At 75.1% G+C, this 12685-nt stretch carries 17 protein-coding genes; 3 read left to right on the top strand and 14 right to left on the bottom strand.

Going from position 1 to position 12685, the window contains the following annotated elements:
* On the top strand, positions 1 to 328 hold a 328-nt coding region (locus NH342_RS08505; protein ID WP_253013701.1), incomplete at its 5' end, for a hypothetical protein.
* Between the two features lie 35 nt (positions 329 to 363).
* On the opposite strand, the gene NH342_RS23885 is transcribed toward NH342_RS08505, so the two are convergent.
* From NH342_RS23885 to NH342_RS08525, 3 genes are read right to left on the bottom strand one after another with little or no spacing between them, the layout of a single operon-like run.
* A complete protein-coding gene (locus tag NH342_RS23885; protein ID WP_305884872.1) occupies positions 364 to 675 on the bottom strand; it encodes a DivIVA domain-containing protein in 312 nt (103 codons plus the stop codon).
* On the bottom strand, positions 675 to 1382 hold the full coding sequence (gene npdG, locus NH342_RS08520; protein ID WP_253013703.1) for an NADPH-dependent F420 reductase: 708 nt from the start codon (positions 1380 to 1382) through the stop codon (positions 675 to 677). The genes NH342_RS23885 and npdG overlap by 1 nt, the downstream gene beginning before the upstream one ends.
* Before the next feature lie 49 nt (positions 1383 to 1431).
* Complete coding sequence (locus NH342_RS08525) at positions 1432 to 1623, bottom strand: hypothetical protein (RefSeq protein WP_253013705.1); 192 nt, start codon at positions 1621 to 1623, stop codon at positions 1432 to 1434.
* Positions 1624 to 1754: 131 nt separating this feature from the next.
* Here NH342_RS08525 and NH342_RS08530 point away from each other — a divergent pair, with 131 nt between their 5' ends.
* Together NH342_RS08530 and NH342_RS08535 are read left to right on the top strand one after the other, a co-directional pair.
* Positions 1755 to 2855 carry a diguanylate cyclase gene (locus NH342_RS08530; protein ID WP_253013707.1) on the top strand — a complete coding sequence of 367 codons (1101 nt, stop codon included), beginning with the start codon at positions 1755 to 1757 and terminating at the stop codon, positions 2853 to 2855.
* Positions 2856 to 2875: 20 nt separating this feature from the next.
* Positions 2876 to 4144, top strand: coding sequence for a M24 family metallopeptidase (locus tag NH342_RS08535; RefSeq protein ID WP_253013709.1), 1269 nt, complete (start codon positions 2876 to 2878; stop codon positions 4142 to 4144).
* On the opposite strand, the gene NH342_RS08540 is transcribed toward NH342_RS08535, so the two are convergent.
* From NH342_RS08540 to NH342_RS08595, 11 genes are read right to left on the bottom strand one after another with little or no spacing between them, the layout of a single operon-like run.
* Positions 4128 to 4865 carry a potassium channel family protein gene (locus NH342_RS08540; RefSeq protein ID WP_253013711.1) on the bottom strand — a complete coding sequence of 246 codons (738 nt, stop codon included), beginning with the start codon at positions 4863 to 4865 and terminating at the stop codon, positions 4128 to 4130. The two genes, NH342_RS08535 and NH342_RS08540, sit on opposite strands and share 17 nt — an antisense overlap.
* Positions 4866 to 4889: 24 nt before the next feature.
* Positions 4890 to 5315, bottom strand: coding sequence for a ChaB family protein (locus NH342_RS08545; protein ID WP_253013713.1), 426 nt, complete (start codon positions 5313 to 5315; stop codon positions 4890 to 4892).
* Positions 5316 to 5325: 10 nt separating this feature from the next.
* Positions 5326 to 5724 (bottom strand): thioesterase family protein, encoded by a 399-nt coding sequence (locus NH342_RS08550; protein ID WP_253013715.1) that lies wholly within the window; start codon positions 5722 to 5724, stop codon positions 5326 to 5328.
* Between the two features lies 1 nt (position 5725).
* Positions 5726 to 5941 (bottom strand): hypothetical protein, encoded by a 216-nt coding sequence (locus NH342_RS08555; protein WP_253013717.1) that lies wholly within the window; start codon positions 5939 to 5941, stop codon positions 5726 to 5728.
* Positions 5942 to 5965: 24 nt separating this feature from the next.
* Complete coding sequence (locus NH342_RS08560; protein WP_253013719.1) at positions 5966 to 6853, bottom strand: type II secretion system F family protein; 888 nt, start codon at positions 6851 to 6853, stop codon at positions 5966 to 5968.
* Complete coding sequence (locus NH342_RS08565; protein ID WP_253013721.1) at positions 6853 to 7788, bottom strand: type II secretion system F family protein; 936 nt, start codon at positions 7786 to 7788, stop codon at positions 6853 to 6855. The genes NH342_RS08560 and NH342_RS08565 overlap by 1 nt, the downstream gene beginning before the upstream one ends.
* On the bottom strand, positions 7788 to 9284 hold the full coding sequence (locus NH342_RS08570) for a CpaF family protein (protein WP_253013723.1): 1497 nt from the start codon (positions 9282 to 9284) through the stop codon (positions 7788 to 7790). Before NH342_RS08570 ends, NH342_RS08565 begins: the two co-directional genes overlap by 1 nt.
* A complete protein-coding gene (locus tag NH342_RS23345) occupies positions 9281 to 10465 on the bottom strand; it encodes an AAA family ATPase (protein ID WP_308200627.1) in 1185 nt (394 codons plus the stop codon). The genes NH342_RS08570 and NH342_RS23345 overlap by 4 nt, the downstream gene beginning before the upstream one ends.
* Positions 10462 to 11172, bottom strand: a complete 711-nt coding sequence (locus tag NH342_RS08585) for a Flp pilus assembly protein CpaB (RefSeq protein WP_253013725.1) — start codon at positions 11170 to 11172, stop codon at positions 10462 to 10464. The genes NH342_RS23345 and NH342_RS08585 overlap by 4 nt, the downstream gene beginning before the upstream one ends.
* 34 nt (positions 11173 to 11206) lie before the next feature.
* On the bottom strand, positions 11207 to 12193 hold the full coding sequence (locus tag NH342_RS08590) for a pilus assembly protein TadG-related protein (protein ID WP_253013727.1): 987 nt from the start codon (positions 12191 to 12193) through the stop codon (positions 11207 to 11209).
* Positions 12181 to 12597: a TadE/TadG family type IV pilus assembly protein gene (locus NH342_RS08595; protein ID WP_253013729.1), complete on the bottom strand. Its 417-nt coding sequence runs from the start codon at positions 12595 to 12597 to the stop codon at positions 12181 to 12183. The genes NH342_RS08590 and NH342_RS08595 overlap by 13 nt, the downstream gene beginning before the upstream one ends.
* Positions 12598 to 12685: the final 88 nt, after the last annotated feature.

The following is a 12685-nucleotide window of genomic DNA, read 5'->3' on the forward strand; positions in this document are numbered from 1 at the left end:
GACCGCCGACACCGCGCCCGTCGCCGGGACCGCCGCGACGGCACCCACCGCGGACCAGGCCACCACTGCCGGCATCGGCGTCACCGCCGGGGTCGGAACCACCGCCGGTGTCGGCGCCACCGCCCCCACCGGCACGGTCGGCGTCACCGGCACCGTCGGGGTCGCCGCCCCGACCGCGGACGTCGGCGTCACCGGCACCGTGGGCGTCGCCGCCCCGACGGCCGCCGTCGCGCTCACCGCGCCCATCGCGATGCCGCCGAGCGGGACCTGCCCGTCGGGCTACGTGTCCGCCGTCGTCCTCGGCGTCACGGTCTGCGTCACCGCCTGACGCCCCGCTGACCGGCCGCCCTGCGCGGTGGCCGGTCAGCGGTCCAGCGGCCGCCCGTTCAGCTCGGTCACCGGGCCCGGTCCGGCCGCACCGCCCAGGGCGGCCTCCAGCCGGTCCAGGAAGTCGTCGACCTGGCTCTCGTCGTAGCCCCGCTTGCCGATCGGCGGCTTGCGGAAGACCACCTGGTGCACGTCGTCGGGCCCCATCGACGCCGGGCCGCCGGCGGCCCGGGCGTCGAGCTCGGCGGCGGCCCGGTCCAGGAACTGGTCGACCTCGTCCGGGGAGTAGCCGCGCTTGCCGAAGCCGGGCCGGGCGAAGGTGACCGTGCGGACGTCGTCCCCGGTCATCAGACGCCCGTCACCCGCACGCCGGCGTGCGTCTTGTAGCGCCGGTTCACCGAGACCAGGTTGATGGTCAGCGCCTCGACCTGGCGGGCGTTGCGCAGCCGGCCGGCGTAGACCCCGCGCAGCCCGGGCAGCTGCCCGGCCAGGGCCTGCACCAGGTCCATCGCGCCTCGGTCGTCGCCGACGACCATGACGTCGCCCTCCAGCGTCGGGTGCGACAGGTCCTCCAGGGACACCGCCGACAGGTGGTGGAACGCGCCCACCACGAGGCTGTCGGGCAGCAGCGCGGCGGCCTGCTGGGTCACGCTGCCCTCGGGGACGTCGAGCACGTAGGCACCGAGCTCGTCCCAGCCCATCGGCACCACGCAGTCGACGACGACCTTGCCGGCCAGCACGGGCGCCAGCTCGGCGAGCAGCTCGGCGTGGCCGTCGTAGGGCACCGCGACCACCACGACGTCGGCGGCACCGGCCACGTCGTGGTTGGACCCGCCGCGCACCGACACCTGCGCGCCCCCCGAGGCCGCCGTCGCCCGCGCCGCGACCTGCTCGGCGACCTCCTGCGCCCGGTCGGCGTCGCGCGAGCCCAGCAGCACCCGCTGCCCGGCCGCCGCCCACCGCACGCCGAGCCCGCGGCCCTGCGGCCCGGTGCCGCCGAGCACCCCGACCACCAGCTCGCCGACCGGCCGGCCGACCGCACTGCTCTCGCTCACGTCATCTCCTGCTGCCTCGGTGGACCGACCCGGGGGTGATCATGCCGGGTCAGGCGCGCTCGCCGCGCTCCCAGGCCCGGTCCTCGGCGTCGGCCTGCTCGTTGCGCTCGGCCACCCTCTCCAGCGCGTGCTCGGCCTCCTCGCGGGTGGCGAAGGGCCCCAGCCGGTGCCGCTCGGCGCAGCCGTCCGGCCCCTCCACCGCGTTGTGCTTCAGGCACCAGAACCACGGTCCGTCGGCCATCTCGGCTCCCTCCCTCGGGCGGTGCGCCGCCGCGGGCCGCGCGGCGCGAGGCCAGCCTGGCACCCGCGTCCCGGTCCCGCCCGGCGGCCCGACGTCGCGGGGACGTCGGTGCCGTGGGGCACACTGCCCGCGTGCCCGCCGCCGTGCCGACCACCACCGACGTCCGCCGGTGGCTGGTGCGCGGGCCGGGCCCGACCGACGGGCGCACCGCCGCCCGGCTGATCGCCGCCCTGCTGGTCGTCGGCGCCGCGCTGGGATCGCTGAACCTGCTCGTGGACGGCGTGCTGCGTCCCGGGGGCACCCGGTGGGTCTACGCCGGTGCGATGGCGCTGCTGGTGTCGCTGGCCGTGGTGGTGCGGGTGCGCGACCGGGTGGGCCCCCGGTTGGTCGCCGTCCTGGTGCTGGTCGGCGACCTCGTCTACGTCGTCGTGGCGCTGTCGATCACCGACCCGGTGCAGTACGCCCCACCCCTGATGCTGCTGTTCTGCGCGTTCTCCGCGGCCTGGTTCCTCGACGGCTGGCCGCTGCGCGCGCACCTGGCCGTGGTGCCCGTGGCGTGCTGGCTGGCGCTGCAGGCCAGCTTCGAGGCCACCGCCGCGCTCGCCGTCCAGGTCGTCGTGCAGTCGGTGATCCTCGACGTCACCACCCTCGGCGTGGTGTGGCTGCGCCGGCAGGTGCAGCGGCTGGTCGCCGACACCGAGCGGCTGTCCTCCACCGACCCGCTGACCGGCCTGGCGAACCGGCGCTCGCTGGTGGCCGGCGGCGACCGGCTCTGGCGGCAGGCCCAGCGCGACGGCGCGTCGGTGGCCGCGTGCGTCCTGGACCTGGACCGGTTCAAGGAGCTCAACGACGAGCACGGGCACGCCGCCGGCGACGCCGTGCTGCAGGCGGTGGCCACCCAGCTGGCCGGCACGGTGCGCCCGGCCGACGTGCTGGCCCGCACCGGGGGCGAGGAGATGGTCGTGCTCGGTCTGGTGCGCGGCTCCGCCGACGCCCGGCAGCTGGGCGAGCGGCTCCGGGCGGCCGTGCAGCGGGCGGGCGACCGGCACCCCGTCACCGCCTCGGTCGGGGTCGCCGTGGCCGGCCCGCACCCCGACGACGACCCGCAGGACGCCGTCCGCAAGCTCATCGACCGCGCCGACCTGGCGATGTACACCGCCAAGCAGACCGGCCGCGACCGGGTGGAGCTCGCCGACGGCGCCGTGCCCCGCCCCCGGGTGGGCGGCAGCTGACCCCGTGGTCTGATCGGGGCATGACGGCGACGCTCCAGCAGGTGCCCCTGCCCCTCCGCGAGCAGGCCGAGGTCCGCGACCGCTGGCTGGCCCACCGCATCTCGGCGCTGCTGCCGGGCTGGATGGACGACGCCGGGATCGACCTGTGGGTGCTGGTCGGCCGGGAGTACCACGAGGACCCGGTGCTCTCCACGATGCTGCCGGCCACCTGGCTGTCGGCCCGCCGGCGCACCGTGCTGCTGCTGCACCGCACGGCCGGCGGCGTCGACCCGCTGGCCGTGGCCCGCTACCCGGTCGGCATGTTCCGGCAGGCCTGGCGGCCCGAGGACGACGACCCCTCCGCCACCAAGGACGACGCGCAGTGGGCCGCCGTCCGGCGCGCGGTGGAGGCCGCGGACCCGCGGCGGATCGGCATCGACGTGTCGGCCACCTTCGCCCACGCCGACGGGCTGTCGCACACCGACCACGAGCAGCTGCTGGCCGCGCTCGGGCCCTGGGCCGACCGGGTCGTGCCGGCCGAGGCGCTGGCCGTGCAGTGGCTGGAGACCCGGCTGCCCGAGGAGGTGGCCGCCCAGCACGCGATGAACGCGCTGGTGCACACCACCATCGACGAGGCGTTCTCGCGGGCGGTCATCACCCCGGGGACGACGAGCGCGCTGGACGTCGCCTGGTGGATCCGCCAGCGCTTCCACGACCTGGGCGTGGACCCGTGGTTCCAGCCCACGGTGGACGTGCAGCGGGCCGGGCTGCCCGGGGTGCACGAGGACCTCGTGGTCGAGCCCGGCGACCTGGTGCACTGCGACGTCGGGCTGCGCACCCTGGGGCTGACCACCGACACCCAGCGCAACGCCTACGTGCTGCGCCCCGGCGAGGCCGCGCCGCCGGCCGGGCTGGTCGCCGCGCACGCGGTGGGCAACCGGATGCAGGACCTGGTGACCGCCGCGATGGTGCCCGGGCGCACCGGCGACGAGGTGCTCGCCGCCGCGCGGGCCGGCGCCGCCGCCGAAGGCATCGACGGCGACGTCTACTCCCACCCGGTCGGCCACCACGGCCACGGCGCCGGTCCGGCGATCGGCATGTGGGACGCGCAGGGCGGGGTGCCCGGCACCGGGCAGGCCGTCGTCCGCACCGACACCACCTGGGCGCTGGAGCTGTGCGTGCGGGTGCCGGTGGCCGAGTGGGACGGCCAGGTCGTGCGGATGGCCCTGGAGCAGGGCATCGCGCTCACCGGCGACGGGGTGGTCTACCTGGACGACCGGCAGACCGAGCTGATCACGGTCCCCGGCTGAGGTCGCGGTCGGCGAGCTCGGCGCGCAGGGCACGCACCTCGGCAGCCAGGGCCCGGACCTCGGCCTGCAGGTCGTCGGCGTCCTCGTCGCGGGCGTCGCTGACCCGGTCGACGAACCACGAGGCGACCGCGGCGGTGACGACGCCGAGCAGGGCGATGCCGGCCAGCATGAGCAGGACGGCGACCACCCGGCCCTCCCCGGTGACCGGGTAGCGGTCGCCGTAGCCCACCGTGGTGATGGTCGTGATGGCCCACCAGACGGCGTCGCCGAAGTCGGTGATGTTCGCGTCCGGGGCACCGCGTTCGGCGTCCAGCGCGGCGAGCGCCGCCATGAACACCACGAGCGAGGCCGACACCGTCACGTACCCGGCCACGCGGCCATGCAGGGAGGTCGCCAGCCGCCGGTCGAGCACCCGCGCGACGCGCACCAGGCTGATGATCCGCAGCGGGCGGAGCAGGGGCAGGGCGACCGCGACGCCGTCGATCCAGTTCTCGCGGACGAACCGCCAGCGGTGCTCGGCCAGGGAGAGCCGGAAGAGGTAGTCGGCGAGGAACACCGGCCACACCACCACGGTGACCGCCCCGAGCACGGTCTCCGCCCAGCCGGGCAGGCCGACGCCGAGCACCCGCCAGGCGTAGGCCACGACGAAGAGCACGGCCAGCGCGATCAGGGGCCACTGGCTGGCTTCCTCGTACCGGTGTCGGCGTCGTTCGCGGTCCACCCGCCCCATGGTGCCGGGGACGGTTCAGCCGCGCGCGTCCCGGGTGGCCTGGTCGTTGGCCTTCTGCAGGGCCTCGACCAGCTCGTCCTTGGTCATCGTCGACCGGCCCTCGACGTCGAGCTCCTGGGCCCGTTCGTAGAGGTGCTCCTTGGTGGCGTTCTCGTCCACGCCGCCGGCGGTGCCCAGGTCGGTGTCCCGGTTCCCGCGGGCCGACTGCTCGTCGGAGGGGCCCTTCTCCTCCTTGGGCTCCCAGTGGTCGCCGACCTTCTCGTGGGTGTGCTTGACCGCGCTCCAGGCCACCCGGTTCGCGGCCTGCTCGTCGCCGTCGTAGGTGTCCAGCGCGCTGTCGTGGGCCTGCGCGTAGGTGTCCTGCGCCTTGTCGTCGGACCGCTGCAGCGTGCTGGGCAGCTCGTCCTCGATGACCTTCCCGTCCTCGTCCGTCTTCGGCATGGCCGCGCTCCTACCCGGCTGCGTCCTCGGAGAACGTCGTCCAGTGCGCCCGCTCGGCGGCGGTCATCGGCCGGGAGGCGTCGTCCTGGACGTGGACCAGGACGGCGACCACGCTGATCGCCACCTCGGCGTCCTGGAGCAGGTCCTGCCGGACGGTCACCGAGCTGCTGCCCAGGCCGGTCACCCAGCTGTGCACGTCCACCGACCCACCCGCGCGGTAGAACAGCTGCCGGCGGTAGTCGACCTCGAGCCGGGCCAGGATGATCGGCGGGGCGCTGTCGCCGTCGGGGCCGGCGCCCATCGCCAGCCGGGCGTCCTCCAGCAGGCTCAGCGCGCGGGCGTGGTTGACGTGGCCGTAGACGTCGGGGTCGGACCAGCGCAGCTGGACCGCGTGCCGGTGCCGCGCCACCTCAGGCGGTCTCGGCCGACGTGCGGTGCCCGCCCTCGTCGGCGTCGGGGTGCAGGGTGCGCTCCTCGGACTCGGCCAGGATGGCCTCGGCCTGGGCCCGGGGGTCGGCGCTGCCGCCTGCGCTCTCCTCCTCCGGCAGCAGCTCCGCCCGGGTGTCCACGTTCTCCTCGGTGACGTTTGCGCGGGCCTCGGGGGTGGGCGGCTGGCTGCTGGTCATGTGCCCGACCCTAGGCCGGGGTGATCAGCCCAGCACGTCGCCGATCGACACCAGGGCGGGGCCCAGCACGACGATCAGCAGCGCGGGGAGGATGCACAGCATGAGCGGGAAGGACACCTTGACCGGCACCTTCATCGCCTTCTCCTCGGCGCGCTGGCGGCGCTTGACCCGCATCTCCGCGGCCTGCACCCGCAGGACGTCGGAGACGGCGATGCCGTAGGTGTCGGCCTGGTTGACCGCCGCGACGAAGCGGCGAAGGTCCTCCACCCCGGCGCGGGCCACCAGACCGGCGTAGGCGTCGCGGCGCGACCGCCCCACGTTGATGTCGGCCATCGTGCGCCGGAACTCCTCGGACAGGGGGCCCGTGCCGTGGGTGGCGACCCAGTTCATCGCGGCCTCGAAGCCCAGGCCGGCCTCGACCGAGATGGTCATCTGGTCCAGCACGTCGGGCAGCTCCCGGGCCAGCTCCGTCTGCCGCTCGTCCCCCCGCCCCCTGAGCAGGGCGTCGGGCAGCCAGTAGGACCCGACGGACACCGCGCCCAGGACGAGCAGCCACAGGGCGCCGGCCCCTTCCGCCGCGGCGAGCAGGGTCACCAGGCCCAGGCCGAGGGCCAGCAGCGGCTTGGCCGCGAGGACGCGCGTCATCGTCCAGCCTGCCGGGGAACCCGCGCGCTGCAGCAGGCGACGGACCCGCCGCGCCTCCCGCTCGGGGGTGACGGTGCGCAGGAACGCGGTGCGGCCGTTCCCTCGCGACTCCAGCGAGCCCGACGTCGGCGCGCTGGTGGTGAGCCCACGGGTCAGATTGCGCTGCGCGATGGCCAGCTGGCGGCCCTGGCTCCCCACCACGGCGTAGGCCCCGAGGGCCACGGGCAGGGCGAGGGCGACGGCGGCCGCGGCGAGCAGCGGGGACATCAGAACCTGACCTTCACGATGGAGCGGAGCCAGACCGCGCCGACCACCATGAGGGTCAGCGCGACACCGGACATGACGATGCCGAGCCCGGTGCTGTAGAGCGGGGCGAGGTAGGCGGGCGCGGTGACGGCCACGACGCCGGTGACGACGACGGGCATGACGAGCAGGACGATGCCCGAGGTGCGTCCCTCCGCGGACAGCGAGCGGGCCTGCCGGAACAGCTGCGCCCGGTCGCGCAGGGTCTCCCCCACCCGGTCCAGCACCTCGGCGAGGTTCCCGCCGACTTCGCGGTGCACCTCGATCGCCTGCACGACCCAGCGGAAGTCCTCGCTGCCGGTGCGGTCGGCGACCTCGTCCAGGGCGGCCCCGAGGTCGCGGCCGACCCGCGCCTCGTTGACCACGCGGGCGAACTCCTCCGACGTCGGCGCCTGGGTGTCGCGGGACACGGCGTCGACAGCGCGCAGCAGGCTGTGCCCGGCACGCATGCTGCTGGCCATCAGCTGGAGGGCGTCGACGAGCTGCTCGGCGAAGGCCCGCCGGCGGCGGTCGGTGCGGACCCGGACGAACGCCCAGATGGCGAGGGGCGCAGCCACGAGGAGCAGGCCCGACAGCAGGGCCCCGCCCACGACGGCCCCCAGGAGCGCCCCGGTCACCGAGGCGACGGCGCCGACGACCAGCAGGTCGGGTGCCTTGATCTGCAACCCCGCCAGCTCCAGTGCCGCGGGCAGCCGGTTCCCGGGGTCGACCCGGTGCAGGACGCGCTGCGCGAGGGCCACGGTCTCCCCGGCCGTGGTCGTGCGGCGGGCTGCCACGGGTGCGCCCCCCACGACCAGGCGGTCGCGGGACACGCCCTGCCGAGGGTTGGCGAGGACGACGACCGCGATGCCCAGAGCGAGCGCCACGGCGAGGGCACCGGCCCAGACGACGGCGGGCATCACACGCGCCCGGGCTGCAGGGGCCGGCGCCCGGGCGCGGCCGCCGGCGCGGCGAAGACCCGGGAGGACACCGAGACGCCCATGTCGGCGAACCGGTCGACGAAGCGCGGCCGGACACCGGTCGGCACAGCCTTGCCCAGCAGCCGGCCGTTGAGGTCGGACCCGGCGGAGTGGTCGAAGAGGAAGGCGTCCTGCATCGTCACCGTGTCGCCCTCCATGCCCTGCACCTCTGTGACGTGGGTGATCCGCCGGGTGCCGTCGCGCAGCCGGGAGATCTGCACGACCAGGTCGACCGCCGAGGTGACCTGCTCGCGCACGGCGCGCAACGGCAGGTCCATGCCGGCCATGAGCACGAGGGTCTCCAGGCGGGCGATGGCGTCGCGCGGGGTGTTCGCGTGCACCGTCGACAGCGAGCCGTCGTGGCCGGTGTTCATGGCCTGCAGCATGTCCAGGCTCTCGCCGCCGCGGACCTCGCCGACGACGATGCGGTCGGGCCGCATGCGCAGGGAGTTGCGCACCAGCTCGCGGATGGAGATCTCACCGCGGCCCTCGATGTTTCGGGGCCGGGACTCCAGCCGGACGACGTGCTCCTGCTGCAGCTGCAGCTCGACGGCGTCCTCGATGGTGATGATCCGCTCGTTCTCCGGGATGAAGGAGGACAGCACGTTGAGCAGCGTGGTCTTCCCGGTGCCGGTGCCGCCCGAGACGATGATGTTGAGCCGGGCCTCCACGCAGGCGCGCAGCAGCTCGGCCATCTCCGGGCTCAGGGTGCCGTAGGAGATCAGGTCGCCGATGCCCAACGGGGTACGGGCGAACTTGCGGATGGTCAGCGAGGAGCCCCCGAAGGCGAGCGGCGGGATGATCGCGTTGACCCGGGAGCCGTCGGCCAGCCGGGCGTCGACCATCGGCGACGACTCGTCGATGCGCCGCCCGACCCGCGAGACGATGCGCTCGATGACCCGGCGCAGGTGCTCCTCGGAGGTGAACGTCGACGCGGTGCGGACCAGCCGGCCGCCGCGCTCGACGTACACCGCGTCCGGGCCGTTGACCATGATCTCGGTGACGTCGGGGTTGTCCAGGTGCGGCTGCAGCGGGCCGTAGCCGAGCACCTCGTCGGTGACCTCGGTGATCAACCGGCGCCGGTCGGCGTCCGAGAGCGGCGTGGGGTCGTTGGCGACCACGCGCTGCAGCTCGGAGTTGACCAGCCGGTGCAGCTGCTCCTCGGGGATGTCCCCGTTGGAGAGCTTGCTGCCGAGCCGGTCGAACAGCGCCTGGGTGGCGCGGGCGCGGAGCGCGGTCAGCCCGTCACCGGTGTGGCCCGGCGCCTCGGACTGCACGAACCGCGCTGCCAGGTCCTCGGTGGGCTGCACCTGGGCCGCTCGGGCCGACAGGGTGGTCACCTCGGTCTCGACCGGGGCCTGGCGAGCCAGCCGGACCGGGTCCGGTCCGAGCGCGTCCTCGCCCCGGGCGGTGGCGATGCGGTCGACGAGCCTCATCGCGCACCGACCCGCAGCCGGCCGAGCACGCCCCGCTTGGTCTCGGGCTCGGGCAGGAAGCGGGACACCAGGGCCTGCAGTCCGCGGCTGACCTGGTCCTTGCTCGAGCCCGACAGCAGGGGCACACCGGTGTTGGTGGACAGCGGCACGCCGTTGCTGCGCGGCAGCACGACGTCCAGCGGCGCACCGAGGGTGGCCTCGATGTCGGCGACGTTCAGACCGCCGGCGGCGTCGGAGCCGTTCAGCAGCAGGTGCCGGTTGCGGGGCACCAGGTTCAGCTCGGTGAGCACGTCCAGCTCCTTGCGCATGCCGCGGACGCCCGGGACGTCCATCGAGCTCATCAGCACGAGGTCGGTGGCCCGCTCCAGGGCCACCAGGGTGTGGTCGGACAGGCCCGGGGCGGTGTCGACGACGACGTGCCGGAACTCCTGGGACAGCGTGTCGATCAGCCGCGCCACCTGCTCGGCGGTGACCGCGTCGCCCGCGGCCGGCGAGTCGCTGCCCGCGACGACGTAGAGGCCGCTCTCGTGCCGGGTCAGGAAGCTCTTGAGGACCAGCGGGTCGGTCGAGGCCGCGCCGTGCACGGTGTCGGGCAGCGTGTACTCCGGCGCGAGGCCGAGGGCGCTGGCCACGTCGCCGAACTGCACGTCGAGGTCGACCAGCACCGTCGAGCCGTGGCCCGAGCGGGCCAGGCCCACGGCCAGGTTGGTGGAGACGGTGGTCTTGCCGACCCCACCCTTCGCCGAGCCCACCACGATGACCCGGTGACCGCGGTCACCTGAGGTCTCGCGCAGGGCGTCCCGGCGGGCCGCGGCCCACTCCGCGCCCCGGGCGACGACGCCGTCGACGTGGTCCTGGTGGGCGTCGGCGGTCAGCAGGTCGCGGACGCCGGCGTGCATCGCCCGCATCCACAGGTCGGGGTCGGTGGAGTTGGTCGCCATCACGATGCATGTCGGGGTGGCGAGGACGTCGGCGCGGGTGGCCAGGGCCAGCGCCCGCTCCTCCGGCACGTCGGGCCCGAGGACGGTGACCCCGGGGGAACCGGCCTCCACGACGCGGGCGAACAGCCCGCCGTCGGCGTCCAGGGCCTCCACCCCCAGGGAGAGGACGTCGCCCTCGCAGGCGGCGGCGAAGCGCTGGACGAGTTCGGCGCCGACGCCGATGGTCAGGACGGTGCTCACTGGTCGTCTCCCGTGATCGCGACGGAGGTGGTGCTGGAGGTGGTGGAGCCGGTGCCCTCGGCGGACTCGAGGGAGAGCCAGACCGCCTGCGCGGAGAGCCCGACGACGACGGTGGAGGCGTCCTGCTGGCTGACCGCCACCGTGACGGTCCAGGTGCCGGTGGCCGGGTCGGAGGGGGCGCTGACCCGCGTGACCAGGACGTCGTGCAGCACGGCGAAGGTGCTGTAGGAGGTCAGGCCGCTGGCCCCGGCGTCCTGCGAGGTGAGGGTGATGCCGACCTTGTCCCCGGGGACGAGGGTGCCGCCGGCGGCCCGCTGGGTGTCCAGGCTCGCGCTGACCTCGACCAGGCCGTCGGGGGCGGGCAGCGAGCCGTCGGCGCGGACCGCGGCCGGGTCGCCGAAGCGTCCACTCTGCAGCATCTCCCCGGGGAGCAGGTCGGCCGTGGTGGACAGGCCCTCGACAGCGGTCAGGTCCGCCAGCGAGCCGGGGGCGACGAGCCGCTGGGGCACCTGCTCGGCGCGGACCGCGTCACCGAGGTCGTCGGCCGGGGTGCCGCTGGGCACCTCGCGGGTGACGACGAGGACGACCGCGAGCTCCTCGCCGGCCCGGGCGCGGCTGTCGGCGGACCCGACGTAGGTCAGGACCACCCACGCACCGGCGGCGGCCAGCAGGACTGCCGCGACGGCGGCGACGATTCGGCGGGACATGGGGTTCCTTCGGTGGTGGGTGGTGGTCGGTCTGTCAGCAGGTGGTGGCGCCGTCCTGGCACCGGGCCCCGGTCCAGGTGGAGGGGTCGGTGAGGAAGACGGCGCGGGCTCCCAGGTCGGGGGCGTTGGTCGGCGGCGGGGTGGCGTCGCCGACCTGGCGGGGCTGGTTGACGAAGCGGCCGCTGATCGACGTGGAGTCGGCGGCGGTGACCCGCAGCGAGGCCCACCCGTAGACCTGGGCGGTCCCTCCGGAGAGCGAGCTCCAGACCGGGACGTCGACGGTGCGCCCGACCAGCCCGGACAGGTAGGCCGAGGTGCACCCGGCCGGTCGGGACGAGGTCGGCTGGTAGCGGGTGATCGCCGTCTGGACGGCGGCCGTCGTGCCGCAGGCCGACCCGGCCGAGGTGGTCGTCCACATCGCCCCGCCGGTGGTGCTGCCGCCGGTGGGGCCGGTACAGCTGCCCGACGGCTGGGCCGTGAGGTTGATCGACACGGTGGACCCCCCGTTGACCGGGCCGGCCGCCCGAAAGGTGCACCAGGACACGGCCAGCGCGATGCCGGACGTCGAGCTGGCGACCGGGGCCCATGCCGCGGTCGACTCGACCGACAGCGAGCCGGTCGGGAAGCCCAGGGCACCGGCGAAGAAGTGCCGGACGAGCCAGGTCCCGGTCGCCCGGGTCTGTCGTCCGTCGACGTAGATCCAGCCGGAGCCCGCCTTGAGGTCGGCCAGCTTGGCGGCTTCGTTGTTGGCGAAGAAGTAGGACTCGGCGGTGGGCTTGATGTCGCCGCAGTTGCCGGCGGCGCAGTCGGTCGCGACGGCGAGCGCCGCGGCGTCCGCGCCGTTGACCACCTGCTGGCGCGCGGCCCAGACGCCGGCGGTGTCGACGGCGAGGGCGGCCAGGCCCAGGAAGATCGGCATGAGCAGGGCGGTGGCCACGGCGATGCCGCCGCGCTCGCCGTCCCGGCCGCGCAGGCGGGTCCAGCGGGGGCGACCCGGCCGCTGCCCGGTCAGGCGCCGCACCGGATGACCGCCTTGCTGGTGATGTCCAGGGCCAGCCCGTCGTTGAAGGGTCCGAAGGGCTGGTAGCGGTAGACGATGGTCACCCGGACGTTGGTGCCTGCGGGCTGACCGCTGCACGTCGTCGGCGAAATGGACACCGAACCGCTGCTGATCGGGACCGACTGCGCGGTCGCGGCGTCGACGGCGGCCGAGCGGGCCTGGGCGACGTCGTTGGTGATGGCCAGGGTGCGGGCGGCCTCGCGGGCGGCGCCGGAGACACCGGCCTGGATCTGGAAGGCCCGGGCCGTGGAGGCCATGCCGAACAGCAGCAGGACCAGCAGCGGCGCGACGAGGGCGAACTCGACGGCCGAGGCACCGCGCTCGCCGGCCAGGCGGCGGGCGGTACGGGTCAGGACGTGCACCACGGGGCTGCTCCTCTCGGGACTCGGGCGGGGACGGGGTGAGGGCGGTGGGCCGGGCCGGCCGGCGGCGGCGTGCGCCGCCGGCCGGGAC

It is taken from the genome of Klenkia sp. PcliD-1-E, from assembly GCF_024124375.1.
Lineage (GTDB): Bacteria > Actinomycetota > Actinomycetes > Mycobacteriales > Geodermatophilaceae > Klenkia.

What these genes read in the sequence shown, in the direction of transcription:
- NH342_RS08560 (WP_253013719.1), bottom strand. Translation starts at nt 6,853, where the DNA reads ATGTCCCCGCTGCTCGCCGCGGCCGCCGTCGCCCTCGCCCTGCCCGTG.
- NH342_RS08535 (WP_253013709.1), top strand. Translation starts at nt 2,876, where the DNA reads ATGACGGCGACGCTCCAGCAGGTGCCCCTGCCCCTCCGCGAGCAGGCC.
- NH342_RS08585 (WP_253013725.1), bottom strand. Translation starts at nt 11,172, where the DNA reads ATGTCCCGCCGAATCGTCGCCGCCGTCGCGGCAGTCCTGCTGGCCGCC.
- NH342_RS08570 (WP_253013723.1), bottom strand. Translation starts at nt 9,284, where the DNA reads ATGAGGCTCGTCGACCGCATCGCCACCGCCCGGGGCGAGGACGCGCTC.
- NH342_RS23885 (WP_305884872.1), bottom strand. Translation starts at nt 675, where the DNA reads ATGACCGGGGACGACGTCCGCACGGTCACCTTCGCCCGGCCCGGCTTC.
- NH342_RS08565 (WP_253013721.1), bottom strand. Translation starts at nt 7,788, where the DNA reads ATGCCCGCCGTCGTCTGGGCCGGTGCCCTCGCCGTGGCGCTCGCTCTG.
- NH342_RS08525 (WP_253013705.1), bottom strand. Translation starts at nt 1,623, where the DNA reads ATGGCCGACGGACCGTGGTTCTGGTGCCTGAAGCACAACGCGGTGGAG.
- NH342_RS08555 (WP_253013717.1), bottom strand. Translation starts at nt 5,941, where the DNA reads ATGACCAGCAGCCAGCCGCCCACCCCCGAGGCCCGCGCAAACGTCACC.
- NH342_RS08545 (WP_253013713.1), bottom strand. Translation starts at nt 5,315, where the DNA reads ATGCCGAAGACGGACGAGGACGGGAAGGTCATCGAGGACGAGCTGCCC.